Genomic DNA, 26,285 nt, shown 5'->3' on the forward strand with positions numbered 1-26,285 from the left:
ACAATGTATTATAGTAACGGTAATTATGAAGCATTTGCAACACCACGTAAACCTAAGGGTGTCGATCAAAAATCAGCGTATATCGTTGGTTCGGGGTTAGCAGGATTAGCTGCTGCTGTTTTTCTGATACGTGATGGTCACATGAAAGGTGAAGCCATTCATATTTTGGAAGAATTACCATTGGCTGGTGGTTCACTTGATGGTATACAGCGCCCCAATGTAGGATTTGTGACGCGTGGTGGTCGTGAAATGGAAAATCATTTCGAATGTTTGTGGGATCTATATCGCTCTATTCCATCTCTTGAAATTCCTGGGGCTTCGTATCTTGACGAGTATTACTGGCTTGACAAAGATGATCCCAATGCTTCAAACTGTCGCTTGATTTATGATCGTGGCAATCGTGTGCCAGATGATGGCGACTACACATTGGGTAAGTCATCTCAAGAAATTATTAAGTTGATTATGACACCGGAATCCAAACTCGGAACACAAACCATTGAAGCCTATTTCTCAGATGAATTTTTTGAGAGCAACTTTTGGCTTTACTGGGCAACCATGTTTGCTTTCGAAAAATGGCACTCAGCGGTTGAGATGCGTCGTTACGCCATGCGCTTTATCCATCATATCGATGGGTTACCAGATTTCTCAGCGTTGAAATTTAATAAATATAACCAATATGATTCGATGGTATTACCTCTAATGCAATATCTAACTGACCACGGTGTTGACGTCATGTTTGATACGACAGTTGATAATATTATTGTTGATTTTGATAACGGGACTAAAGTTGCCAAAACACTCGAATTAACTGTTGGTGGGGAACATGAAACATGGTCACTTACCACTGATGACTTGGTTTTTGTTACGAATGGGTCCATTACTGAAAGCACAACCTATGGCAGCCATTTTGAGCCTGCTTCGGTTACCAATGAACCAGGTGGTTCATGGCAGTTATGGGAAAATTTGGCTGCGCAGTCTGATGAATTTGGTCATCCAAGCGTATTTTATAAAAATCTGCCAGATAAAAGTTGGTTTGTGTCAGCGACCGCAACAATTAAAAACACGGAAATTGATCCGTATATTGAACGACTAACTAAACGCGATTTACACGATGGCAAAATAAACACCGGCGGTATTGTTACTATTACAGACTCTAACTGGTTAATGAGTTTCGCTGTCCATCGCCAACCACACTTTAAAACACAAAAACCCAATGAAACAACTGTTTGGATTTATGGCCTATATTCTGATGTTGCTGGTAACTATGTGAAGAAAAATATTGTTGACTGTTCAGGCGAAGAGATAACACAAGAATTTTTATATCATTTGGGCGTACCAGATAGTAAGATTAAGCAGTTGGCAAAACAGGAGTCAATAAATACAGTACCCGTTTATATGCCATTTATTACGAGTTACTTTATGCCTCGTGCCATGGGGGATCGACCTAAAGTGGTACCTGATGGCGCGGTTAACTTAGCATTTATCGGTAATTTTGCTGAATCACCGTCACGGGACACCGTATTTACGACAGAATATTCAGTCAGAACAGCAATGGAGGCAGTGTATAGCTTGTTGGATGTTGAACGGGGTGTGCCTGAAGTCTTTAATTCAATATATGATATCCGTGAATTATTACGCGCCATGTACTATATGAATGATAAAAAAGTACTCAGTGACATGAATTTGCCTATCCCTAAACTAATCCAAAAAGTTGGTCTAAAAAAGATAAAAGGCACTTGGTTAGAAGAATTATTAGTTGACGCACATTTGATGTAATGGACGGTCAGAGATTACTTCATTACGTGTGTTAATAGAATATATGGTCTATTGATTTTCTTTTTTTCATGACGATGGTATGATAGTGATTATATCTTAGTTTGGGATGGCATACGATTATGGAAAATAAACGTTTGGGTATCACTTCAGGATTTGCAGCCTATTTTATGTGGGGATTACTAGGCGTGTTTTGGGAACTGTTGAGTGTTGTGCCGGCGATGGATACATTAGCCTATCGCATTGTTTGGTCTCTTGTTACCATTAGCCTTGTACTCACAGTTCAAAAAAGTTGGCCTGAGGTCTGGCATGTCATTGTGACCTTAATTCATAATCGTAAAATTGGTTGGATTATACTAAGCGCCTTTTTGATTTCAATCAATTGGTTTTTATACATCACTATGGTAACGCATGAGCAAGCAACAGAGGCGAGTCTCTCCTACTATATCATGCCCCTCATGAATGTGGCTGTGGCGGTGATTTTCTTACATGAAAAACTCTCTCGTTCTAAAATAATCGCATTGACTCTTGTGGTCATTGGTGTCATTATTTTAACCATTCAAACAGGATCCTTACCATTGAATACTTTGTTAATGGCCGCTTCATTTTGTTTTTATGGCTTGATCAAAAAACAGGTGCCTTTGCCTGCAACGATTTCATTGGCATTAGAAACAGTTATTGTCGCGCCAATAGCGTTGGTGTACTTATTATTATCGCCACATGTGATGACGCAAGATGGGTCAAGAATTACCATACTATTAATCATGAGCGGTGTTATAACAGTGATTCCGTTACTACTTTTCGCTGTGGCGAACAAAAATACTGACTTCATTACGCTAAGTTTTATTCAGTATTTGAACCCCACGATTCAACTGTTGATGGCAGTATTCGTGTTACATGAAGCATTTAATTGGCATAAAGTGATTGTTTTTGCATTCATTTGGTCAGGTATATTGGTATTTATTTTCGGTAGCCTTAATAGCGCTCGAAAATTGAAAAAAAGCATTAAAACCTAACATACGTTAAGGCTTTGATGCTTTTTTATTGATCGTAAAGATATTGTTGTATGACTGATTTATAATCGCCAAGACGACATCGAATGATTCGCCAAATAGTGATGCGCTGTTGGCGGCATTATCCATTAAATACTTTAGTTTATACTATCTACTGACAAGAGAGATTAGTTAATGAAAAATATGCCTGACAAAATAATAATAGTAACAAAAAGAATACTAATTAATTTCTGGTTAACACTAAAGCTTAGTTTATTGGTACTAAATAATGTGTGTTTGTAGCCATAGTACGCCATAACGATAATGTCCCAAAAAATCATGAGAAAAATCGATAGTCTGATACTTTTCATTGATAAATCAAATGATTGGCAACACCAAAATATGACACCCATTAATAAGCCATTCAACAAAATTTTGTAAAAATTAGTTAGTTTACTCATACTTTCCTCTACTTAAATTAATTTTTAGTGATTGGATCGTTTAAATCATTATGGTCAGAAACATAAGCAACTGCCCCTAAAGTAGCGCCACCCAGTACACCAGTTTAAAACCGCCAAGATGACATTGAATGATTCACCAAATAAGTGATGCGTTGTTGGAATTGAGCTAAAGGTTCAATTTCTGGTTGGCTTAACCAAATCGAAATGAAGGTGGTCAATGTTTCGATTAAATAGGCAGTATCAAGATTGTTCTTTTTCATCTGTGGATTATATTTTTTGAGAAGTGATTGGTATTTGGCTTTAATAAATTGCGTCCACACACCTTTAATGTAGGGGCGTGTGTATAGAAGATGTAAGGTTTCTCTTTTATGATAAAGTAATGGTGCCATATCGTTGATAAATATTGACAACACACTCTCATGATCAGATAACCGTTTTTCTACTCTGATTTTGATGTCTTGATCAACTTTATTGATGAGTGTATAGACTAGGTCATCATACGATGGAAAATAGTGTTGGACGCGTTCAGCTGGTAGACCAGATAATTGTTGAACCAATTTTAAAGTAGGCGCTTCATCACGACTAGTGGTCATACATTTTAAAAAGGATGACAAAATGAGTGTTTCCTCTTGGCTTGTCGTAGGGTCAATATCCTTATCCATAAAATAATTTAATGGTAAATCAAATGTATCAATAATGAGTAACATAATCTCAGCAGAGGGATAACTGCGATGATTTTCCCAGTTGGATACGGATTGGTAGGAAATATAGATTTTTGTGGCAAATTCTTGTTGCGTCAGATTGTGTGCTGTACGCAGTTGTTTAATTTGATCGCCAATAGTCATTATACTTCCTCCTTTTTTAGAAGTTAATTCAACAATTATATTATACAACATATATAGGTGGCTTCAATATAATTAGTGATACTATGCACAATAAATATAAAATTATTGTGTCTGAATAATTGCTTGCTTAAAGGGTAGTAGGCTATCTTTTATATCATAAAAAGCAATAAAAGTTACTAACATATTTCAGGAAAACAACCAATAAATATGTGAAAAATTAAGGGTTGCAATTTGATAAACTATAGATGGGAGGCTAATAGAAATTAATTCAAGAATCATAAATTGAAGTCTTCTGTGCTAAATTATTCATATAGATGATGAGTTGTTTAGCACAGAATTTTTTGATCAATAAGACAGATAGCATCATGTCATAAGTTTTTACGAAAATAACAGAAAGGGATTTGATATAACAACATGAAGAACATCAAGAAAATATTAAATAACAATCATTATGATGGTATTACAAATGAGAAGTTAGCTTTGATTCAGGGTGGAGATTTAGGAACAGCACTTAGACAATATAGACAAACAGCAGGGCTAACGGCACATGAATTAGCACTTCAAATGAATATTACACCAGCGACTTTATCAAACTATGAGAATAACAAACGGCGCCCTGATTTAGAATTTATCAGAGATATATCTCAGCAATTAGACTTTTCAGCAGATTCGCTATTAAAGAAATTATAAATTAACAATCTGTTGATTTACATTGCAAAATATTATGGGATTTGTAATAATTATTGATAGATGTGGTATACACCATCTATCATACTATTTTATGGATAAGGAGAAGTTTATGCAAGAATTTCAAATGTTAAATGAAACAGAATTAGCGGATATTAATGGTGGTTTTTGGCCACTTGTAGTTGTGGCCGGCTGGGCAGCTGAAGAAGCATATCGCCATTCAGATCAAATTGCAGCGGGGTTCAAACAAGGATATAAAAATGGTAAAGGGCATAGATAAACAAGCATTAGCGATTATGATGAGTTATTTTATAATAAGTGGTGCAATAGCTGATCATTTTTTTTCAAACATGAGTAATTTGGGCTACTTTCTATATGCGCTATTTTCAATTGGCAGCGGTATATTATTGTATAGCCAGTATAATAAAAGGAAAATTAAAAAATGAATATGGATTTAAATATTTTAACAGATAAAGAACTTGAAAATATTAATGGTGGTAGTAGTGATGGTATATGGGTGCTGGTTGGCCAAGGTGCTGGCTATTTCACAGCTGGAGCTGAAGGTGCGGCTAGACTGAGAATGAGGCATCGTGCATATTTTGGTACCATTAAATAAAAGATATTAATTGCATGTCAACAAAAGATCAGTGATAGACACAAGTTAGAAATTAGTGTCTATCACTGACCTTTTGGTGTGACAAATAAACTAGTATCCAATATATGAATAAATAGAAAGTGGAAGCATGCTAATAAAAAATATTCTATTGCCTATTATCAAAAAAGCCAAGGAATTATTTGAACTTATCTTAGTCACCATACTAATTTTCGTTATCTTAGTCATACCAGATTTTTTTCTTTTTATGGGTGATTTAAATCAATATGCTGGTATACGTTTACTATTAACTGATATCGTGGGTGGGGTAATTGCCTATTTTGGGTATCTATTTAAGCGCTATCGGTTTTCTATTAGGTATTTTTTTAGATAGTCGGACACTTGATGCGCTCGGTATGCCTTTGAGCATGGGATTTGGGATGCTTATGATTCGACTTGATACATGGTTGTCTGGTACTGTGGTCGAGATTATCACGGTGATTCAAAAGTTTTTCCCCGGTTATTATTTGTTTGACATCGTACAAAAAATGATTTTAAATCAAAATTTTAATAATGCGTTATTACGTTTTGGGTTGAGTAGCTTAATGATTGTGATACCTTTCGTGATTATAGGCATTGTGCAGCATCAAAGTCCTGTCAGTGGGGGAATAACTAATGATTAATCTGCATCAGTATTTAAAAAGCCAGTATGAATCTGGGGTATATAGTCATTATGACGTACAAGCAAAACAGCAAGTTACTGATTATGATTTAGGCTGTCAACACGCTAGGCAAGACTTTGCAAATCATCAGTTACATCATTATCCTAGCATGTTGTTACGATTTGGAAATTTGATATTACGAGGTAAACTAATCGAAATTGTGTTATTTGTTCAAGGATACAATGATCAAAAGCGTGCTTTGCAAAACAAATCATAGCATGATAAAGCCACATAAAAAGACGAGAAACTGAATTCTCGTCTTTTTATAATATCGTTGTTTTTTCAGGTTGATTACCACGTAAAGCAACGTAGAATTCTGCTCGAATAGCCATGGTATAAGGTAACGTAAATAAGTTGGCTAAACCAAATGTTGCGAAATTCAAGAAGTACCAACCAATCAGGCTCAAGTACATGATAAATAATTGGCCTTTATGGTCTGTCATTAATTGTTGAGATTGTGCGATGTAGTATTTAGCTGATTGAATATCGCGTCCAGCATGTAAGTCATCACGATATAGGTATACCGCCTGTGAATAGGAAAAACTCTTTATGATTCCTGGAACAACGAAGAGTAATGTCCATAATAATGTATAGATGGCGCGTAAAAAAGCAATCTTAAATGCTGTGTTAGTTAACAAGCTCAGGCCTGCTTTAATTGGTGATTCAGGGGTTCTGTCAGATTCGTGCCAATCAATAAAACCACTGACTGTACTTTCCGTAAAGAAATCACTAATGGCAGCTACTAATGCAGCGAATGACATAATAACGACGAAAGAAACTAAGCCAACAACGATAACGGTGAACCAATTGTCTTGGAGAAAGTGTCCCATATCATTGGTTGCATTTCTGATTGTTTGTGCTGTAGGATTAATATCTTGCGAAAATGTCATATCGCGAGAATTATGATCTGACATCACGCCAAATACAGTGAATACCATCGGAACTAATGATAGTAAAAATGCGGCTTTAAAGTGAGTGGTGACACGAGACCACGCGGTTTGCTTAATTTGTCTGTTAGTTAGCATATTGTTTAAATTACTCCCATTAATTGTAACACAATGGTAACAATAAAAAGAAGGATTTGCAAGTTAAAGCCGTTAATAATGGGAAAATTGTGGTGATTATCGTTGCTTATTGATATGGCAAAAACATCGACTATTAAGCATTTCATTTTCTGGCGTGGCTAAAGGTAGTTACGTTAAACTCACGCCCATGACTGATTAAGTCCTTGTTCATGTGATATTAACGTACAAAAAATTTGAAAGTTCACATATCACAGATATTATCTGGTATAATGAACGTATCATGAGTTGATAAAGAGGCAGATGAGCGCGTCAAAGAAAGTTAGTGGTTGCTGTAAACTAACCCGCCGTTGTCTTGAGTTACACAACATAAAAAAGATGACGTATGCCGCGATAAGGCATGTTAAGTGGTAGGTCCGATGACTTACAATTTAGGTGGTACCACGGTAAGAACCGTCCTATGTTTATAGGGCGGTTTTTATGATACATAAAAAGGAGAAAAAATATGAATTTTATTGAAGAATTAAAATGGCGTGGGGCATTAAATCAAGTGACTGATGAAGCAGGGTTGCTTGAAGCCATGACAAATGACAAAATTGGTGCCTATGTTGGTACCGATCCAACCGCAGATTCATTACACCTAGGCCATTTAATTCCATTTATGGTCTTAAAGCGTTTCCAAAATGCTGGTGGCAAGGCTGTCATCATTATAGGTGGTGCGACTGGTGCGATTGGCGATCCGCGACCTACAACAGAGCGTAAACTATTGACGCAAGAACAATTGTCCGAAAATGAAAAAGGCATTACAGCACAGGTTACTAAACTATTCGGTGATCGCGATACACGTATTGTTAACAATAATGACTGGTTAGGAAAGCTAACACTCACAGACTTTTTACGTGACTATGGTAAGTTGTTCTCCATTAATGTTATGTTGAAAAAAGATGTTGTGGCGTCACGCTTGGAAACGGGTATTTCTTTTACAGAATTTACGTACCAAGTGTTACAAGGTATTGATTTTCATGAATTATGGCGTCGAGAAGATGTCCAATTACAAATCGGTGGATCTGATCAATGGGGAAATATCACTTCAGGTATTGATCTCATTCATTCGCTTGAGGGAAATACAGCAAAAGCATTTGGTTTGACAATTCCTTTGATGACTGATTCAACAGGTAAAAAGTTCGGTAAGTCAGAAGGGAATGCGATTTGGTTAGATCCTAAAAAGACGTCACCCTACACATTCTACCAATTCTGGTTGAACCAAAACGATGCTGATGTTGTCAAATATTTGAAATATTTTACATTCTTAACTGTTGAAGAAATTGACGCATTAGCCAAAGAAATTGATACTAATCCTGGTGCACGTCAAGCACAGCGCCGTTTGGCACAAGAAGTGACTAAGTTTGTTCATGGTCAAATAGCTGTTGACGAAGCTGAACAATTATCAAATGCTTTGTTTAGCGGGGATGTTGCAACCCTATCAGCGGCACAAATCGCTGACGCTTTTGGTGGTGTACCAAGTTTTGACACAACACTTGAGAGCAAAAATGTGGTTGACTTCTTGGTTGATGGTGGTGTTGAGCAATCAAAACGACAAGCCCGTGAAGATGTGACTAATGGTGCGATTACAATTAACGGTGTCAAAGTAACAGATGTCACGACTGAAGTAACGCCAGCAACCCATTATGACGGTAAATTTGTATTAGTGCGTCGTGGTAAGAAGAAGTATTTCCTAGGTAAAGTACAATAACTCAGGGCACGCTCTTGGCGTGCTTTTAATTTAAAGTGTATAATGATGGCAATAATAAAAGGAGTTTATGATGAAAATTTTAATGTATAACAGTGTTGATAAAGAGATTCCCTATGTTAAGGATTGGGAAAGTAAAACGGGACACGAAGTGACCGCTGTACTTGAACCAATGTCGATAGACAATGTTGATCAAGCACAAGGATTCGATGCGGTTACGACACAACAAACAACAGATGTGCCAGCATCCATCTATCAAAAGTTAGCAAGTTATGGCATCAAACAGATTGCTTTACGCCAAGTTGGTTATGATGTTTTTGATTTGCCAGCTGCCTTTAGTAGTCATATCCGTTTATCAAATGTTGCTGCCTACTCACCTCGAGCGATTGCCGAATATACGTTGACACAATTGTTTAATATCTTGCGTAACAATAAAAAATTTGATCGTGCCATGGCTACCGGTGATTATACTTGGGCAGCGGGTGGACAAGCACGAGAGATTTATCAGTTAACAGTTGCAGTGATTGGTGTTGGTCGTATTGGCACTGCTTTCGCACAAATGTTGCATGCATTGGGTGCCAAGGTGCTTGCTGTGGATCCCGTTTATCATGCGCAAAATGAGGCTTTTCTCGAATACACAACCTTGGATGATGCATTGTCACGTGCTAATGTTATTAGTTTTCACACACCATTAAATGATGAAACGCAAGGTTTAGCAGATCAAGCATTCTTTGATAAAATTCAACCAGGGACAATTATGCTTAACATGGCTCGTGGCGGTATTGTGGATATGGGTGCTTTAGAGTCAGCTTTGCTATCAGGTCAACTTTATGGCGCTGCTTTTGATGTCACACCCAATGAAAATGAATTTATGGACCAAAAGCAGACAGTAGCGGAATTACCAGCAAACATTCAACGTCTGATTCAATTAGATAATTTTTATTTATCACCGCATATTGCATTTTATACAAATACAGCGATCAAAAACATGGTTGAAATTGCACTAAATGATGCGGTTACTATGGTGAACGGTGGACACACCGAAAACGAAATTTTGAGGTAATCATATGAAAATCGGCTTTATTGGAACAGGTGTCATGGGGACAGGCATCATTAATAATTTTTTGACAGCAGGTTATCAAGTAACGGTTTTTAACCGGACGCAATCCAAGGCAGAAAACGTTATTTCGCATGGTGCGGTTTGGGCGGATACACCAGCTGATGTGGCGCGTGCCTCAGACATCACGTTTACAATGGTCGGCTATCCCAAAGATGTTGAGGATATTTGGACAAGAGCAGATGGTGTTTTTGCGGGTGCAAAAAGTGGTGATATATTAGTTGACATGACAACATCCACACCAAAGCTAGCTGAACAGTTAGCTCAAAAAGGTGACAAATTAGGTTTTCAGGTGTTAGATGCGCCTGTTTCAGGTGGTGATATTGGTGCTGAAAATGGCACCTTATCTATCATGGTTGGCGGGAAAGCGACAACTTATGAACAAATCTTGCCAGTTCTTCAAGCCATCGGTCAACAAATTGTTTTGGCAGGATCGGCTGGCAAAGGGCAACATATGAAAATGAGTAACAATATTGGTGTTGCAGCCACTGTCATTACAATGGCAGAATCGATGGTTTACGCAAAAGCAGCAGGTTTAAATATGACTGATGCTTACAATGTGTGGCGTAGCGGGGCAGCAGGATCTTGGTCTGTTACAAATTATATGCCACGTGTGATGAATGGTGATTTTGCTGCTGGATTTTACGCTAAGCATTTGTTAAAAGACCTTCGCATCGCACTTGATGCGGCAGCTGACATGGAAATCGATTTGCCAGGTACAAAATTAGCCGAACAGTTGTTTGAGAAGTTGAGTCAAGAACACGGTGATGAAGGTGTACAAGCGATTGTTAAGTTATGGTCAGAATTTCAATAATGTGCTAATTGTTTCACGTGAAACAATTAGCACTGATAATATCTGTGATGTTGCATTGAGTAAAAAATGATCGAACATCTTAATAATGACGTTCAAAAATAGATTAACTGTCTTTTTTTGGCATCATTTTTGATTTAAAAACTAAGGCAATCAAGTCGATCAAAGGAAATGTAAATGACAGAAATGAAACAACAGACCCCGATTGAACATCATACTAACCTTTTTAAAGTACGACTAGTGATTTATTTGAGTTATATTGTACAAGGATTTGCACTAATTATTTTAGCGCAGACTGTCCAGCAATTAAGTACATTGTGGCAAAGTTCTATAGCAAGCGCGACGGCTGTTGTTTCGGCCATTGGCATTGGCAAACTGATCGCTTATCCAATTTTGGGCGAACTATCTGACCATTTAGATCGTAAAAAACTACTGAGTATAGCTGCAATGACCTATATTATATTTTTTACGTTCTTACCATTGACACATACCATTTTTTTGGCGATTGTTGTTACCACTTTGGCAGGACTAGCTAATGCTGCTTTAGATGCGGTTGCATATCCAACATTATTAGAAATTAATCATGGTAAATCAAGCGGCAACGTGTTGATAAAAGCGATGATTTCACTGGGTGAAGGCTTACTACCTATTATATTAGTGACATTAATTAATCAAAATATTTGGTTTGGTTGGTTATATTGGTTAGCAACTGCAATTTTGGTTGTCAATCTTGGTATCATGTTATCTATTAAATCTGATAAATTTTATACGTTAAAATCTCAAGTCACGTCAAAAGTGAGTCAAAATAAAAGTAAATGGCAGTGGGACATCACAAAAATAGTTTTCTTGATTTATGGCTTTAGTTCGATGTGGTTAATGATTCATTTTACACAATGGATTACACGATACTTTCATGTTGTGCAGTCGTTTACGACGGTTAATTCGCATCTGCTCATGAGCTTTTATAGTATTGGATCGTTAGTTGGTGTGGGACTATTATTTTTAATAACGAATCAAAGATGGATACGCGAAGCAACATTACTTGTCGTCACAGCTATTGGGACAATAATAGGGCTGGCTGTCGTTGTTTCAAGTCGAGAAATGTGGTTTGCCAGCTTAGGCTGCTTTATTTTTGGTGTTTCTGCTGCAGGTGGGTCACTACAGTTGGGTTTGAGCCAATTAATTGGGCGCAACTCACAATTTGCCGGTCGACTAACAGGACTTTATTTTTTCTTCGGTAGTGTGGCATTTTTCTTAATGCCAATTGTTACTGGATTGTTTGCTACGAAACATCTAACAAGCATCATGTCCAGTCTATTCATTATTGCTGGTTTGAATTTGATTATTGTCGTATTTAATGTGTTTCACGAACGCAGTTAATGAGTTCATATTAGTGTTTAGGTCAATAAAACCCTGCTAATTGTACATTATGTGCAAGTGGCAAGGTTTTATTTTGTTAGAAATATTTATTGGTTACTAAATACTTGTTTTGCCACGGCAATTGCGTTTAAAACGCGTGGAAAACCAACGTAAGGTAAGCAATGGATACAAATCTCAACAATTTCATCACGTGTGACGCCAACATTTAGAGCACCTTGAATATGAATGCGCAGTTGATTGGCCGTGTCACCTTGGGTGAGTAGCGCTGTCACAGTAATCATTTCTCGTTGTTTCATATCTAAAATTTTTCGTTTATCGGCCTCATCAAATGCTAATAAGGTTTTTTCATTCAAAAGCGGGGCGATGTCTTCAAGACTATCTGAAACCAATTGACTTGCTTCTTTGCCAATGACGGATTCGCGTATTTTTAAACCATTTTCGTAATTATCCATAATATGTTCTCCTGTTTCATATGATAAAATAAGTATAAACTATCAAGTAAACTTTATAGCAAGAGGAAATGATGATTAAAACATATAAAATATCAGAAGTGGCGGTCATAACAGGATTATCAATTTCCACTTTACGTTATTATGAAACATTAGGCCTGCTGAAACCGGTGCGACAAAAAAATAATTACCGGGTGTTTACTGACAAAGAGCTAAATTGGATTGATTTTATCAAGCGGGCTAAAGCAACTGGTTTGCCACTGGCTAAAATCATGACATATGCTAAATTACGTGAACAGGGACATGAGACAATTAAAGAAAGAATTGCCATTTTAGATCAACAAGAGCAAATCTTACATGAAGAACAGAGCAAAATACAAGTGCATATTGATTTTCTAAAGAAGAAAAAGCAGTATTATGCGCAACACATGAATGACGATGTCTGACACATTAGTCACAATTAGGGGGAATAAGGATGACAAAATATAAAAAAATTTTAATACCAATTGCATTTGTGCTAATGATCTTTTTAATAGGCTATGTACACAGTTACAAAGGTGTGACTCAGTCCACTGGTCATGCAACAAGAAGTACAATTACACCGACACTCTTTTTTCACGGGTATGGTAGCAGTTACAAAGCTGAGCAACAGATGACCCATTATTTAGTTGAAAAAGGTGACTCGAATACCATTATCAGGTCTAATGTTTCTAATCAGGGCAAGGTAAAATTAAGTGGCGTGATTGATAAAAAGGCAAAAAATCCTTTGGTTGAAGTGAACTATGAAAACAATAGAAATACGAATTACTATCAAGATGGACAATGGATGAAAAATGTCATTGTTGCGCTACAAAAAAAGTATGAGATTAAGGAATTTAATGCGGTTGGTCATTCCATGGGCAATATGTCAATTGTCTTTTATGTATTAGATCATTCAAGTAATGATAAATTACCTAAACTAGCAAAGCAAGTTAACATTGCAGGACATTTCAATGGTATTTTAAGGATGGATGATAAAGCAAATCAAATGGTGTTGGATAGCCAAGGTAAACCCCAAAAAATGAATGCTACTTATCAGGAATTACTGAAACTAAGGACAAGTTATCCTAACAACCAAGTCAGCGTTCTCAATATCTTTGGGGATAAAAACGATGGCAGTCATTCTGATGGTTCAGTTAGTAATGCGTCGTCACAATCATTACGATACCTAATTTCAGATCGGACGAAGTCTTATAAAGAGTTGAAAATTACTGGAAAAGATGCGCAGCATAGTAAGTTACATGAGAATACGGTAGTTGATCAGGCATTGAATCATTTTCTTTTTGAGTAATTGGTCATAGCAAAAAACTGAAAATTGAATTAAACCCGGTAGTATGGATAGACTAGAATTTATTCATACTATCGGTTTTTTTACAGTATAACTATATAAAACATTTGATTCTTATTTAGAATTGTTCTAAAATATTGATAGAAGATGAATAGCTATTATCATATAAAAAGTTAAAACGATAATAGCTATCTATCTGTTAATCATTGTGAAGGAACAAGGAGGAATAGTAGTGTCAAAAACAAAAATTATTATTGTTGGTGCATCACATGGTGGGCATCAGTCAATTTTGGAGTTAACACGTCAGTATCAAAACATTGATATTAAATTATTCGAGGCTGGCGACTTTATCTCGTTCATGTCATGTGGCATGGAACTTTACCTTGAAAACAGCGTCACCGACGTGAATGATGTACGTAATTTCCGACCTGAAGATGTTGAAAAACTCGGGGCAGAAATTTATAATAACCACGAAGTCACGGCAATTAATTCAGAAAACAAAACGGTTACAGTTAAAGATGTCAAAACGGGTAACGAAAAAAAATATGACTATGACAAGTTAATCCTTAGTTCAGGTGTCACGCCTAATCAGTTACCGGTGCCTGGAAATGATTTAGAGAACGTTTATCTGATGCGGGGTAAAGATTGGGCGACAAAAATCAAATCGAAGTTGGCAGATCCAACGGTTAAAAACATCACGGTTGTGGGTGCAGGATATATTGGTGTTGAGGCTGTTGAAGCCAGTGTTAAAGCTGGTAAGCACGTGACTTTAATTGATATGATTGACCGACCTTTAGGTAATTATTTGGATTCAGAGATGACGCACATTATCAATCAAGAATTACGTGATAAAGGTGTCACGGTGGTCACTAATGTTCAAATTGAACGTTACGAAGGCAATACAGACAATCAAGTGGTTACAGTTCAGACGAATGAGGGTGACTATCGAAGCGACTTAGTGATTCAGGCAGCGGGTATTAAACCAAATACTGACTGGTTAAAAGGGACAATTGACCTCGATGAAAAAGGTTGGATTAAAACGGATGAGTATCTTAGAACTAATTTACCAGATGTCTATGCTATTGGGGATGCGGTACTAGCTTACTCAATTCCAGCGCAAACTAAAATGCCAATTGCTCTAGCTTCGGTTGTTCGTCGTGAGGCGCGTTACATTGCAGCTCATTTATTTGAAAAGACACCCGAAGTTGTATTTAGCGGTGTTGTTGGTGCTTCAGCGTTAAGCGTCTTTGATTATCATTTTGCCACTGCTGGATTAAATACGACAACTGCTAAAAAAGTTGGTGTGGCAATCAAAACAGCCTTTTATCAAGATACATTGCGCCCTGATTATGTCCCTAATCAAATGGGTAATCCGAATGTTTATGTTAGTCTCGCTTATGAGCCACAAACGCATCGTTTATTAGGTGGGGCGGTTCTTTCAACGCATGATATCACAGCGCAAGGAAATGTTTTATCGCTAGCCATGCAACAAAAACTCTCCTTAGAAGATTTGGCGCAGGCTGATTTCTTTTTCCAACCTGGTTTTGACAGACAGTGGAGTTTATTGAATTTAGCCGCACAACATGCACTTGGTGAACCACGTTTTTAATTCTTGATGTATAAATGATTAAAACGGCTGTGCCTGAAATATATTTCAGGCACAGCCGTTTTGGGTATGAATACGATTTAAATACGATTTAAATACGATTATTAATTAAATTAACAATTTCTTCAGGTTCATCACTGCCTAGAACCAGCCTATCGAAGGCTTCATTTTTTAATTGAATAACAATGGGTTTGCTTGAACGCTTAATATTAAAAAAAGTTTTTTCGCCATTTTTACTGAAAGAACCAGCCCAATAGCCAGGAATCGAAGTACCGGGGGAGCGTAGACCTTTGCTTTCATTTAGAATACCTGAATCAATAGATGCGCCAAGAACATGTTTTAGAGGGAAGGTTAAGCTACTCTTCATTGAAGCCAATTTTTTAATACCTTGAGGTAGAATAATTAAATTATTTCCTTCTATGATGATTTTATTTTCCATTATTATCTGCCTTTTCAATGTGTATACCACTATGTTTTATGAGTGCTAATCCAATTTTTTCAGCTGTGTTTTCACTACTATTTTCCAAGTACCATGTTTGGACTAAGTGACGCACCTTATCGCTTTTTGGTGTTACTTCTAACATGGCCACGATAAGTAGCCCCCATTTCAACTGTTCGTCTGGTCCTTTTAAGCTCAATTCCAACGCGGAGATGAACATACCCTGTTTACTACCAAAAGTACTGTATAAACTGCCTCTCAGTAAACCGGTATGGTTTACGATATCATCCAATGATGTACCATTAAAGCCATGCTGTATAAATAATTCGCCTAATTGATTACGTACGCTATCAGTATTAAATTTTTTATTTCTTCCCATAAATAAAGTATACATATATTTGACTGTTTAGTCAAATATATGTAAAAATAAGAACGGCGTTATTATTTTTGATATGTTAGGGTACATAAACCCAGTTGATAATAAACTGCGCGATATACTGCTTATCTTCCTTTAAACCAGTATTAATCCAATGTCTAATGATACCAACTGTTCCAGCGACACTATATTCATAAATGTAATTCCGTTCCGTCTGATCAAGTTGTGCACGATCATTAACGAAAATATTGAAAAATTTACGTCGTATTTTTAAAAGTAATTTAGATAAATAATCTGGATCTTGCGAGAATATAAAATGAATCACATCGACATTAGCTTCTACAATTGACAAAAATTCTTCAATTAACGTACGTATATCAGTTATTTGTGGTTGACGTTCTATAACACAATCAAACTGTATTTCAATATTGTCTTCCATGGCAAGCATACAACTATTCACAGAAGCATAGTGTTTATAAAATGTCCCACGTGTGATATTAGCATTTTGACAAATATCTGTTATTGAGACGGTACTAATTTTTTGCTTATTGATCAACGTTATCAGCGCTTTTTGTATTTTCAATTCAGTCGTTCTAAACCGACTATTATTTTTTGTTCCTACCACCAAGATGCTCCTAAGTATTTTTAACCATCATAACTGTCTTGACGTTAAGAATCAAATTTACAAATCATTATTAACACAAAGTGCACGATTAATGATATAATTAAAAAAATTAATGAGGTGACAAAATGTCAATATTGTTTAAAAAAGCGACTATTGAAGATATTCCAGTGATTAGTGAATTATTTTATAATTATTTTCGTGATTTTGATATATTTAAAGTGTCTAAAAACAGAAAACTATTAAAAAAAGCTTTCTACAAAATATGTCATTTAAACACCATCATGAATGTTAAGAATGAAAATTGTTATCTCTGTATTGATGATAATAAAGTGGTTGGGTCATTTGTATTACTATCGCCGGATGAATACCAAAAACCATTGTTTGAAACAATGGTCAAAGGTGGGCGGATGCTCTGGTGGCATTGTGCAACAGTACTACTCAGTCCTGCCATGCCAATTATTGGGATGTTAATGAACAAATTAAATGCCTCTGAAAATATTTTATTAAACGAAGATATGAATACATCGTGGTTCTTGGATGCTTTAGTTGTGAAGCGTACAAAAGGTGAGTATACAACGGTTATAAATGATGTGATTACTAAAATCAAGGGCTTTATTGGTCAACAAAACGGTGATAATCTGAAGTTACTGATTAATAATGACGAGCAGTTGAAATATTTTGTAGCCAATAAGTTCGAGATTATTCATAAACAGATTGTCCAAGGCAAGCAATTTCGTAACCAAATTTGGTTATTGTCAAGCGGGGTGAAAAAATGATTATTAAAAAAGCAACAAGCACAGACATTAGCAAAGTAGCAAGCCTAGTATATGATGCTTTCGAACAGTATGAACTCTTTAACATTGGTGAGGATAAGGCATCAAAAGCCAATGTGTTAAGAAAACTGTTGACCATCAATATGAAAATAAATATTAGTAGTGGTTATTGTTATTTATGCTTCGACAATGAACAATTGGTGGGGGTGTTCAATCTTATACCACCTCATATGAAACAACCGTCAGTCATAGACTATATTAAAAGTGGTGCACTGAAAATCATTTTGACGAGCCCTTGGAAAACATTAATCCAACTCCTCAAAAATATTCATCGAGCAGAAGACATCATGGCGCAAGACAAAAAAGATTATTGGTATTTAGATACGCTAGTTATTGATCCTAACAGTCAAGGTTCGGGCTACGGCTCAAAGATTTTAACCCTGATTAAGGAAAAGGTTACCGCGCCTGCGCAGCTCAAATTAATCACAAATGCCGAAAGAAATGCTGTATTCTATCGAAAAAACGGTTTCCATACAGTGCGCACGACAGCATTTAAACAGGATAGCTCAACGATTAAAACCTGGCTTTTTGAATATCAGCAGTCGTAAAATAGTATTCAATAAGTTGGTGCGATAAATTTCCAGGAGATTCTAGCGCAATAGTATTTGTCATAACTTAAAGGCATTGAAAAAATCCGACATGTTAGTATCATTAAGATACCGACATGTCGGATTTTTAATTAACCAAAAATTATCATTTATAAGATTTCAACGACAATTCGGGATGGGCGATTACTTGTTAAGAGTTAAATCATGCGCAACGTCTTTTAATGTAATCTGAGCTAGTTCATCATAGGCAGACCGCTGTACTTTATCATAATATTTTGACAAGGTATGCCCAATTTGCCCACCAATCACACAATTCTTGTTTGTGAGTTCATCGACATGCAATAAATTTGCACTATCAACTGCTAGATAAATATCTAATAACGTAATATTTTCTAACTTTCGTGTTAACGTGGGGACAGCTTTACCAGAAACAGTTGCTAACAACCCTGCTACCTTGAGTTTTGACATGATTCGACGGACAACTACGGGGTTGGTATTTACACTAGCTGCAATTAAATTACTAGACAATTGATCAGCATCAAACAGGTCAACACAGAGCATAATATGCGTTGCATCACTTAGTAGGTTAGAGGTACGCATACTAAATAGTTCCTTTATCGTTCAAAATTTTATGCATCACTTTATAATAATTCGGCGATAGCTGATTGCAAATCAGCCGGTTCACGACCTAAGACATCGGCAAGATCAGTCGTATGATAGGTCAAAACGCCTTGTGCGATATCATGCTGCATTTGCCATTCAATTTTCTCCCAAATATCAGGATGCTTTGACAATTTACTGTCTTGATTAATTACTGGAATTTCATGACCAACAACTTGAGCAAGTGCGCTGGCTAATTCAGCATACGTACGGGGCTTCCCGCCAAGTTCATAAAGTGCTTTGGGAGATGTCATAGTTAAAATATTCGCTGCTGCCTCACCATATTCTCTAATCAACGCCCAACCAATTTTAGCATCACCAACAGGATTAATAAAATCTGATCCTGAAGCGGCTTTTTGAATGATATCAAGTTGATTCTCAAGATACCAGTTATTCCGCAAGATAGCATATTTTATGCCTGATGCAATCAATAACTTTTCTGTGTCATGGTGATCATCAGCTAAAAAAGTTTTCAGTTTATCAGCTTCAGTCAAAGAAGTGTAAGCAATAAATGACACATTGGCTTGCTTAGCCGCCTCAATGACGTTGCGATGTTGAACAGTACGTGGCACGTCGCCACCAGGTGCCCCAGAAATGAGCATCAGTTTATCAATACCTTCCAATGCAACGGTTAATGTGTCGGGCTGTGTATAGTCAGTGAGTTTAACAGAGACACCTAAAACTTCAAATTGCGCTGCCTTAGCCATATTTCTAATGCCGACAGTTACATCATTAGCTGGTACTTTGTTTAGTAACGATGATAGAATTGATGCACCCAACCTGCCAGTTACACCAGTCAAAAAATACTTTGTCATTTTAAAACCTCGTTCATAGTTAGTTTTACTAGCCTAAGCATACATGACAATCGCCAACCTGTCAATTTTAAAGTTACAGGTTGGCGATTGGCGTAAGTTGTTATACGCTAAAACGATGATTTATAGTAATGTTTTTAGCCCCATAATAATTAATAAAACACCCATCACATAAGGTAGCCAAATTGTATATTTATTGAAACGTTGCATTAAATGGGGTCCTAAAAAGGCCCCCAACAGTGCGCCTAACATGAGTCCGATACCTTCTGTCCAAGCCACGGGGCTATTTGACACATGCAGTAAAGCACCCAAAATAGAAGTTCCTATCAAAACATAAGAAGAGGTCGCAGCGGCAGTCACCATATTCAAACCCATCAGTAGTAAACCAGCTACAATTGGTCCACCACCACTTAATCCAGCAATTCCGACCATCACGCCACTCAAAGAACCATAGAAAGCTATTTTTGAGTTATTATTATCGCTTATTTTTTGACGACGCTTATTATTTTTAAACAAGATTTGTATGCCTAGTACAATTAGGATGATACTAATAATAGCTGTGTACCAAAATTTGGGGATATGTGGTGCAATGAGTGACCCAACAACGACGGCAGGTAAGGCAATGATCAGCATTTTATTACCGATTTTAAAATCAATTTTTCCTTGGCGGTAATATACATACACACCTAGTAGTAGGGACGGAATTGCTGTAATAAGTGACGTTGACGCGGCTACGCTAGCTGGTAACTGGAATACACCAGTTAAAATACCGAGATAAATGGCGCCACCACCACCACCCATTGAGATAACAAAAATCCCCACTAATGTTCCTATTAATATAAGACTTAAAAATGTCATTTTTATTTTACCTTCGAGTGCGCGAAGCACTACGATCCTCTCTTGATGCGATTCGATTGCGATGATTCAAAATGATTATTTTTGAAAACATATATGTGTGTTTAATTATATGAGTTTGCCAATCAAAATGCCAATTCTGGCTTGTCGTCACAAATTAAACATAGATGAGTTGACTATTGCTGGACTATTAACGTAACATGGATACATAAACATCAAATAAATAAATTCAGGTGGCAACATTGGAAAATAATAAAATAAGTCGTAAAACAATCGGTATGATTATTGCAACGGCACTCATGGGATTTACGGGTATTATGAGTGAAACAGCGATGAATGTGACGTTCCCCAAGTTAATGACTGTTTTTCATGTGTCAATTGGTGCGATGCAATGGGTGACGGCAATTTATCTCCTTGCTGTAGCCATTATTATGACGATGAGTTCATACATTCAACGCCGGTTCACGGAAAAGAAAATATTTTATACTAGTATCGTCATTTTTACCATTGGTACTTTAGTCGGTGGGCTTAGTCAAGACTTCGTTGTGTTACTTCTTGGACGTGTTTTGCAAGGGACAGCTGCTGGACTAGCCATGCCGTTAATGTTTAACATTATTTTTGAACGGGTGCCAATGAATCAGTTGGGACTTTGGATGGGTTTTGCTTCAATGATTTTGAGTTTGGCACCCTCGCTTGGTCCCACGTATGGTGGGCTAATGATTGAATCCTTTGGTTGGCGCATGATTTTTATTTTTACGCTAGTGATTCCAGTTGTATCCTTGCTTATTGCCATACTAACATATGAAAATTCTAAAAAGACAGCGTTGAGCAAGCCCTTTGATTTCATGGCATTTATCTTATTAGCAATCACATTAACTGCGCTATTGATTGCGGCGAATGAATTAGAAACAGGACAGGTGAATTACCTCCTATTCAGTACGTTTATCATCACATTAGGATTATTTATTTGGCGTAGTTTAACGAGTCAAGCTGAATTTTTAAATATTCGAATTTTTAAGAAATTGAGTTTTACGATGGCGATTATACCATTCATCTTGTTCCAGTTTATGAATATAGGTGGTAACTTCATCATTCCAAATTATTTGCAATTAGGGTTTGGTGTTAGTAGCGCATTAGCAGGATTTACACTATTACCAGGCACCCTTTTGGGGGCTGTCTTTAGCCCATTGTTTGGCAAAGTATACGATCATAAAGGTGCTAAGTTACCCTTATACGTTGGTACGTTAGTATTGCTTGGCTCATTAATTCTCATGTTTGTTTTAGTACAGACTATGGGATTCTGGTTCACACTCTTATTATATATTCTATTTACTTTAGGGCGTGTTTTAGCATTCGGCACAACTAATACGACAGCAGTTGCGCATCTCAGTGACAAAGAACGTTCAGATGGTAGTGCAATGTTTCAAACAGCACAACAATTTGCTGGGGCATTAGGAACCACTGTCGTGGCTTTAATTGCAGGCAGTAACAAAGATATTAAAGTAGGTATGAATCACACCCTGTTATTATTTGTCATTCTAACCGTCGTCATACTTGTCATGTATCGTATTATGTTTAAAACCAAGGCATATACAGAATAAATTGAATTTTCAAGCTGTATTAAATGATTGCAGTAATATCAACGAACGTGAAAGTCTTATAAATTAATACTAAAGGCGCCAAGAAGTGATATTAATCGTGACTTCTTGGTGCTTTTTATGATTAAAAAATAGCCTTGTGTTGAAGTGAACCCCAATAGTTAGACACAATAGAATTAATTACCCAACAAACTCAGTGGTGAGTTGTCGATATTGAACCGGCGACAGACCATTTCCTTTTTGTTTGATACGGTGATTGTTGTAATAATTGATAAAATCATCAACGACCACTTTGAAATCATGAAACGATTCGTACTGTTTATGATGCACGCTATTTGCTTTCAAAATATGGAAAAAACTCTCAATCGGTGCATTGTTGACTGTGTTGCTTTGCTTTGATAACGCTTTGAGGGGAGTCATGACAAGCGTCATGGTTCGTGTTTTGGCTAAATGATACGACAAGGACTTCGCCTGCATATAAATCGACGCACGCCGTCAAATAAGCTTTATTATGATCGTTCAATTGAATTCCAGTGACGTCTGTGACGATTTTTGAAAGGGTTCTTGTGTTTGATAACGCGTTCGGCATGTATCGCGATATGAATTATAGCGCCGCTTACGCGTGTTATATGTGGTGCTGAGAGGTACATTTTTGTTTCATAATGCGGAGCACAAGCTTGTGATTCACCAAATAACCGTGGTCGTGCAACAACGTTGTCACACGATGATACCTATATTTGATTTGGAATTGTGGTGACTTAATTTGACGGGTCCCATCAGCTATTTTGTTGTCTGATGACGTATTGAGCGGATGAGCTTCGAGATAATAATAGGTACTACGTTTCAAACCAATCAGCGTCAATAAGTCAGGCAACTTAAAGGATTTAGTCCGCCTTAGTGACGTTACTGCCGTTTGTTTTTATCGGTTCGTTGATGCACTAAGGCTTTTAATTTTTTGTACGCGTTGCCTACCCCATTAAGATAGCTGCTTTCATCTTGAGTTGATAATTTTCTTGCTGCAAGTCAGCGAGTTCTTGTTGTTCGGGTGTGAGTGGCTGAATGCGCTTGCTTCCTATAGTCGGTGGTCTGCCTTTCGGTTTAGGTTTTAACCCATTGCCGTGCTGCCTTAGAACGGGAATGAGTTTCAAGATAGTTCAACATGGCCATTTTAAATTTTGGTGAATAGGATTTGTTGTTTTGAGAACCAATTGAACCCGTTATCAGATATTCGTCTTACCACTCGCGAATTGCTTTATTGATACTAAGAGAATACTTTTTAACTAACTCATTCGAGCTAGTTTGAGCAGACAACCATTCTTTAACGACCTTTAATTTAAATTCATTTGAATATTTAGACATAGCAAAACCCAATAACTTTCTGAACAGATTTTCTATTCTGTCCAAGTTATTGGGTTCACTTCAGCGTGCCAATCTTAATAAGTATTTTTTATCACTTTGTCGTATGATGTCTTATCACAAGAAAAGGGTATCAAACATGAAAAAAATAGTAACAGGATTATTGACGTTAGGGCTTGTTGGCGGAATGGCAATTAATACCGCCAGTGCAGCAGTAATGGGGGATGATTATCCAGCCCACTTAAAAAATGCCTCGCCAGACTCCAAGGTGGATAGCTGGACCATGTATAATCGAGAATGCGTATCGTTTGTGGCATGGCGTTTACATGCACACAATAAATTTGAATTACCAATTGGGTTTGGTTCTGCCTTACAGTGGGGGTCACAGGCTAAAGCAAGAGGGTATCGTGTGGATAACACACCCAGTGTTGGTAGCGTCGCGTGGTTTGCTGCCGGTCATGTTGCTTGGGTAGCTGAAGTATCTGGTAATAACATTGTCATTGAGGAATATAATTACAACTATAACCATAATTATCATCGCCGGACGGTTGATAAATCTGCTGTTTCAGGATTTATTCATTTCAAAGATTTAACAACAACTGCCGGAACAACTCAAACTACGCCTAAAGCACCAGCTAAAAATACTGCAATTAACGTGGGCAGTACTGTCAAATTTGCGGGGGTTTATCAAGTTAACGTCGTTAATATTGCTAAAAACAGTGTTGCGAGTGATAAATTGTCGGGTGGTCGATCAACGACATTGAATTTAATTGATGCTGTACCGCTAGATGAAACCACAGCCAATGGGGCTAAATCTGGTAATCAGGTACTTGCTGTCGGCGAATATTTTAAAGTTAATGGCACTTACCGTGTGTTAGCTATTGACCGACCATCAAATGGTATTAAAGTTAAAATTGGTGCTTATGAGACTTGGCTGGACATTAACCAAGCAACGTCACTCTGAGATTTATCTACAAAAAAATTGCGAGACCATTGGTCTCGCAATTTTTTATGATGGCCATTGTTGTAAATCTTGGTCACTAGTCAAGGTGAGGACTTGCCCGTTACGCTTGACTTGCAGTTGACCGTTTTTAAGATCAATAGTTGTTTCCAAACCAAGTTTATGTGCTTGGATATAAGTTTGTTTCAGATTATTCGGAATGTTTGAAAAATCATCTGTTAGTGTGCCTTTTTGGCGTGTTTTCAAAATGTCAATGCCGCGTTGCAAACCAAATGACATCAATGACTGATTGTTAATAAAGGGACTCAGTTTTGCCCCTACTGTTAGATTGGGCTGTTGAACAGCAGCACGCGCAAAATCAAGTGATGCTTGCAAATCGGCGCGTTGAGCAGTTGGTGCTGATTGTACAAGCGGTTCTAGTCTACTAAATAATGTGTTGGCATATTTAATTGCCGTTTTTGATAATAACTCATCTGGATGTTGCAATGAAACAACATGGTTCAGCGCACGGGCACTATCTAGTGTGTGCTTTTGCCAATCCTCTGGGTTTAAGATAGCATCGAGAATGAGCAAATGTAAAAAACTTAAGGCATTCTGTGAAATACCATCTTGTGTGAAAGGATCAATATCAAACATACGGAATTCAATGTACTCGGCGCCGTTTTGCACAAGATTAGCTAAGTCGCCAGGGGCTTTCAAACGAACAGGACCATAAAATTCGCTTTTATCGTATAATTCGTCGTTTGCAATATATGTTTGGATTTGTTGAATTTGAGTTTCCAAATTAACGTAGTCAATTTGGATTTCAGGTAGATTTGTGAAGCCAAAATCACTTGTACGCCAAGAACGCACAGGCTCGATATCGGTACGATCCTTTGGTAAATTATCAGCTGGATTTTCACTCACGGGTGAAGCGCCGAATAAGTAGGTCAATAACCACCGATAACCGGCAACTTGTTGTGCAATTTGAAAGAAAAGTGCATTCTTAGCTGTTACTGAAGAATGACTATTGTGCTGTGTAGCATACCAATTAATTAATTTTTCATCTGGTGAAAAATTAACATGGATGCCGGCCATAATATGTTGAAAACTACCATAACGCGCCAATAATAAATCACGGTAGTCCTGATACCACGGACGCTCAAAATGTGTATTTAAGAAGTTGATATCATCAGGATTAAGATGAGGGGGCATTGAAAGGGGCCAAATGACCTCATCTTCAGCTAATTCTTCAGCCAAGATGGTCTGTAATTCATGTAAGTGTGCCAAAGCTTTTTTTGTTGAGAGCTGAGGTGCTGTGACAACCTCTTCTTGGCTCTCTGAAAAATCAGTCTGGAAATAAGGCTGCGTCTTACGGTCGCCAAGTGTATGCGGATGGGGTTTGCGAGATAGTGTATTAGTGGTTGTTTGGATACGATGCTCTTCAATCTCAATGCCAAAACGGCCCGCATAAAGCGTGTCAAGTATAGTAGGATCAATGTTGTTTTGGTGTAAGTTTGCCATGTTTTTTCCTCACCGAGTTGTATTTGTTATAGTTTACCGTATTTTTGCCAAAAAAGGGAAAAATCCAAAAAAGGGAAAAATACCTATGACAAAACGGTTACTAAACACGCATGATGGCAATAATTATGTTGATTAGTAGTTGATTTAATACGGTATTTGCTTTAATATTGTTAATATTATATATG

General features: G+C 37.1%; 30 protein-coding genes. 18 read left to right on the forward strand and 12 right to left on the reverse strand.

All coding sequences use genetic code 11. The features are described 5' to 3' along the window. The first annotated feature begins 3 nt into the window (after positions 1–3). Positions 4–1,776, forward strand: a complete 1,773-nt coding sequence (locus JOD28_RS07420) for an oleate hydratase (protein WP_204770190.1) — start codon at positions 4–6, stop codon at positions 1,774–1,776. A gap of 119 nt (positions 1,777–1,895) precedes the next feature. Continuing rightward, positions 1,896–2,789, forward strand: a complete 894-nt coding sequence (gene rarD / locus JOD28_RS07425; protein ID WP_204770191.1) for an EamA family transporter RarD — start codon at positions 1,896–1,898, stop codon at positions 2,787–2,789. Positions 2,790–3,330: 541 nt separating this feature from the next. Here the strand turns inward: rarD and JOD28_RS07430 are convergent. Next, a complete protein-coding gene (locus JOD28_RS07430; RefSeq protein ID WP_204770192.1) occupies positions 3,331–4,071 on the reverse strand; it encodes a helix-turn-helix domain-containing protein in 741 nt (246 codons plus the stop codon). 414 nt (positions 4,072–4,485) lie between these two features. On the opposite strand from JOD28_RS07430, the gene JOD28_RS07435 reads away from it, so the two are divergent. The 5 genes from JOD28_RS07435 to JOD28_RS07455 all read left to right on the forward strand — a co-directional run bounded on the left by JOD28_RS07435 (position 4,486) and on the right by JOD28_RS07455 (position 6,289). Continuing rightward, on the forward strand, positions 4,486–4,761 hold the full coding sequence (locus JOD28_RS07435; protein ID WP_204770193.1) for a helix-turn-helix domain-containing protein: 276 nt from the start codon (positions 4,486–4,488) through the stop codon (positions 4,759–4,761). A 109-nt stretch (positions 4,762–4,870) separates the two neighbouring features. Then, positions 4,871–5,038, forward strand: coding sequence for a class IIb bacteriocin, lactobin A/cerein 7B family (locus tag JOD28_RS07440; RefSeq protein ID WP_204770194.1), 168 nt, complete (start codon positions 4,871–4,873; stop codon positions 5,036–5,038). Between the two features lie 162 nt (positions 5,039–5,200). Next, on the forward strand, positions 5,201–5,374 hold the full coding sequence (locus tag JOD28_RS07445) for a class IIb bacteriocin, lactobin A/cerein 7B family (RefSeq protein ID WP_204770195.1): 174 nt from the start codon (positions 5,201–5,203) through the stop codon (positions 5,372–5,374). A 308-nt stretch (positions 5,375–5,682) separates the two neighbouring features. Beyond that, entirely contained in the window at positions 5,683–6,033 is a 351-nt protein-coding gene (locus JOD28_RS07450; protein ID WP_239531149.1) for a hypothetical protein, read from the forward strand. Continuing rightward, positions 6,026–6,289 (forward strand): hypothetical protein, encoded by a 264-nt coding sequence (locus JOD28_RS07455; RefSeq protein ID WP_204770196.1) that lies wholly within the window; start codon positions 6,026–6,028, stop codon positions 6,287–6,289. The genes JOD28_RS07450 and JOD28_RS07455 overlap by 8 nt, the downstream gene beginning before the upstream one ends. A gap of 46 nt (positions 6,290–6,335) precedes the next feature. Here the strand turns inward: JOD28_RS07455 and JOD28_RS07460 are convergent, their stop codons facing one another. Beyond that, on the reverse strand, positions 6,336–7,097 hold the full coding sequence (locus JOD28_RS07460; RefSeq protein ID WP_204770197.1) for a DUF975 family protein: 762 nt from the start codon (positions 7,095–7,097) through the stop codon (positions 6,336–6,338). A 502-nt stretch (positions 7,098–7,599) separates the two neighbouring features. On the opposite strand from JOD28_RS07460, the gene tyrS reads away from it, so the two are divergent. The 4 genes from tyrS (at position 7,600) to JOD28_RS07480 (ending at position 12,152) form a co-directional block, all read left to right on the forward strand. Then, entirely contained in the window at positions 7,600–8,847 is a 1,248-nt protein-coding gene (gene tyrS / locus JOD28_RS07465; RefSeq protein WP_204770198.1) for a tyrosine--tRNA ligase, read from the forward strand. A gap of 70 nt (positions 8,848–8,917) precedes the next feature. Beyond that, positions 8,918–9,907, forward strand: coding sequence for a D-2-hydroxyacid dehydrogenase (locus JOD28_RS07470; RefSeq protein WP_204770232.1), 990 nt, complete (start codon positions 8,918–8,920; stop codon positions 9,905–9,907). A gap of 4 nt (positions 9,908–9,911) precedes the next feature. Next, entirely contained in the window at positions 9,912–10,775 is an 864-nt protein-coding gene (locus JOD28_RS07475) for an NAD(P)-dependent oxidoreductase (RefSeq protein ID WP_204770199.1), read from the forward strand. Between the two features lie 174 nt (positions 10,776–10,949). After that, complete coding sequence (locus JOD28_RS07480; RefSeq protein ID WP_204770200.1) at positions 10,950–12,152, forward strand: MFS transporter; 1,203 nt, start codon at positions 10,950–10,952, stop codon at positions 12,150–12,152. An 86-nt stretch (positions 12,153–12,238) separates the two neighbouring features. On the opposite strand, the gene JOD28_RS07485 is transcribed toward JOD28_RS07480, so the two are convergent. After that, entirely contained in the window at positions 12,239–12,604 is a 366-nt protein-coding gene (locus tag JOD28_RS07485) for a carboxymuconolactone decarboxylase family protein (protein WP_204770201.1), read from the reverse strand. Positions 12,605–12,675: 71 nt separating this feature from the next. On the opposite strand from JOD28_RS07485, the gene JOD28_RS07490 reads away from it, so the two are divergent. From JOD28_RS07490 to JOD28_RS07500, 3 genes are all read left to right on the forward strand, one after another. Continuing rightward, on the forward strand, positions 12,676–13,047 hold the full coding sequence (locus JOD28_RS07490; RefSeq protein WP_204770202.1) for a MerR family transcriptional regulator: 372 nt from the start codon (positions 12,676–12,678) through the stop codon (positions 13,045–13,047). 29 nt (positions 13,048–13,076) lie between these two features. Beyond that, a complete protein-coding gene (locus JOD28_RS07495) occupies positions 13,077–13,931 on the forward strand; it encodes an alpha/beta hydrolase (RefSeq protein ID WP_204770203.1) in 855 nt (284 codons plus the stop codon). 229 nt (positions 13,932–14,160) lie between these two features. Continuing rightward, positions 14,161–15,537, forward strand: coding sequence for an FAD-dependent oxidoreductase (locus JOD28_RS07500; RefSeq protein ID WP_204770204.1), 1,377 nt, complete (start codon positions 14,161–14,163; stop codon positions 15,535–15,537). An 88-nt stretch (positions 15,538–15,625) separates the two neighbouring features. On the opposite strand, the gene JOD28_RS07505 is transcribed toward JOD28_RS07500, so the two are convergent. The 3 genes from JOD28_RS07505 to JOD28_RS07515 form a co-directional block, all read right to left on the reverse strand. Next, positions 15,626–15,973 (reverse strand): PH domain-containing protein, encoded by a 348-nt coding sequence (locus JOD28_RS07505; protein ID WP_204770205.1) that lies wholly within the window; start codon positions 15,971–15,973, stop codon positions 15,626–15,628. Then, entirely contained in the window at positions 15,963–16,352 is a 390-nt protein-coding gene (locus JOD28_RS07510) for a TetR/AcrR family transcriptional regulator (protein ID WP_204770206.1), read from the reverse strand. Before JOD28_RS07510 ends, JOD28_RS07505 begins: the two co-directional genes overlap by 11 nt. A 76-nt stretch (positions 16,353–16,428) precedes the next feature. After that, positions 16,429–16,974 carry a TetR/AcrR family transcriptional regulator gene (locus JOD28_RS07515; protein ID WP_204770207.1) on the reverse strand — a complete coding sequence of 182 codons (546 nt, stop codon included), beginning with the start codon at positions 16,972–16,974 and terminating at the stop codon, positions 16,429–16,431. A gap of 125 nt (positions 16,975–17,099) precedes the next feature. On the opposite strand from JOD28_RS07515, the gene JOD28_RS07520 reads away from it, so the two are divergent. Then, entirely contained in the window at positions 17,100–17,750 is a 651-nt protein-coding gene (locus JOD28_RS07520; RefSeq protein WP_204770208.1) for a hypothetical protein, read from the forward strand. After that, entirely contained in the window at positions 17,747–18,355 is a 609-nt protein-coding gene (locus JOD28_RS07525) for a GNAT family N-acetyltransferase (protein WP_204770209.1), read from the forward strand. Before JOD28_RS07520 ends, JOD28_RS07525 begins: the two co-directional genes overlap by 4 nt. Positions 18,356–18,538: 183 nt before the next feature. Here the strand turns inward: JOD28_RS07525 and JOD28_RS07530 are convergent, their stop codons facing one another. The 3 genes from JOD28_RS07530 to JOD28_RS07540 all read right to left on the reverse strand — a co-directional run bounded on the left by JOD28_RS07530 (position 18,539) and on the right by JOD28_RS07540 (position 20,685). After that, entirely contained in the window at positions 18,539–18,955 is a 417-nt protein-coding gene (locus JOD28_RS07530) for an Rrf2 family transcriptional regulator (RefSeq protein ID WP_204770210.1), read from the reverse strand. Between the two features lie 41 nt (positions 18,956–18,996). Next, a complete protein-coding gene (locus JOD28_RS07535) occupies positions 18,997–19,830 on the reverse strand; it encodes an NAD(P)H-binding protein (protein ID WP_204770211.1) in 834 nt (277 codons plus the stop codon). Positions 19,831–19,950: 120 nt separating this feature from the next. Then, the gene (locus JOD28_RS07540; RefSeq protein ID WP_204770212.1) at positions 19,951–20,685 is read right to left on the reverse strand and encodes a sulfite exporter TauE/SafE family protein; all 735 of its coding nucleotides are present in this window, start codon (positions 20,683–20,685) and stop codon (positions 19,951–19,953) included. Positions 20,686–20,924: 239 nt separating this feature from the next. Here JOD28_RS07540 and JOD28_RS07545 point away from each other — a divergent pair, with 239 nt between their 5' ends. Beyond that, the gene (locus JOD28_RS07545; protein WP_204770213.1) at positions 20,925–22,283 is read left to right on the forward strand and encodes an MFS transporter; all 1,359 of its coding nucleotides are present in this window, start codon (positions 20,925–20,927) and stop codon (positions 22,281–22,283) included. Between the two features lie 177 nt (positions 22,284–22,460). On the opposite strand, the gene JOD28_RS07550 is transcribed toward JOD28_RS07545, so the two are convergent. Both JOD28_RS07550 and JOD28_RS09885 read right to left on the reverse strand, forming a co-directional pair. Further along, positions 22,461–22,757 (reverse strand): IS3 family transposase, encoded by a 297-nt coding sequence (locus tag JOD28_RS07550; RefSeq protein WP_204770214.1) that lies wholly within the window; start codon positions 22,755–22,757, stop codon positions 22,461–22,463. Between the two features lie 756 nt (positions 22,758–23,513). Then, entirely contained in the window at positions 23,514–23,639 is a 126-nt protein-coding gene (locus JOD28_RS09885; protein ID WP_259650397.1) for a hypothetical protein, read from the reverse strand. A 136-nt stretch (positions 23,640–23,775) separates the two neighbouring features. Between JOD28_RS09885 and JOD28_RS07560 the strand changes: the two genes are divergently transcribed. After that, complete coding sequence (locus tag JOD28_RS07560; RefSeq protein WP_204770215.1) at positions 23,776–24,600, forward strand: CHAP domain-containing protein; 825 nt, start codon at positions 23,776–23,778, stop codon at positions 24,598–24,600. Between the two features lie 45 nt (positions 24,601–24,645). Here JOD28_RS07560 and JOD28_RS07565 read toward each other — a convergent pair whose 3' ends face one another. Further along, positions 24,646–26,100: a glutamate--cysteine ligase gene (locus JOD28_RS07565; protein ID WP_204770216.1), complete on the reverse strand. Its 1,455-nt coding sequence runs from the start codon at positions 26,098–26,100 to the stop codon at positions 24,646–24,648. Between the last annotated feature and the right edge of the window lie 185 nt (positions 26,101–26,285).

Origin of the sequence: Leuconostoc rapi (assembly GCF_016908715.1) — a bacterium.
Taxonomy (GTDB): Bacteria; Bacillota; Bacilli; order Lactobacillales; family Lactobacillaceae; genus Leuconostoc; species Leuconostoc rapi.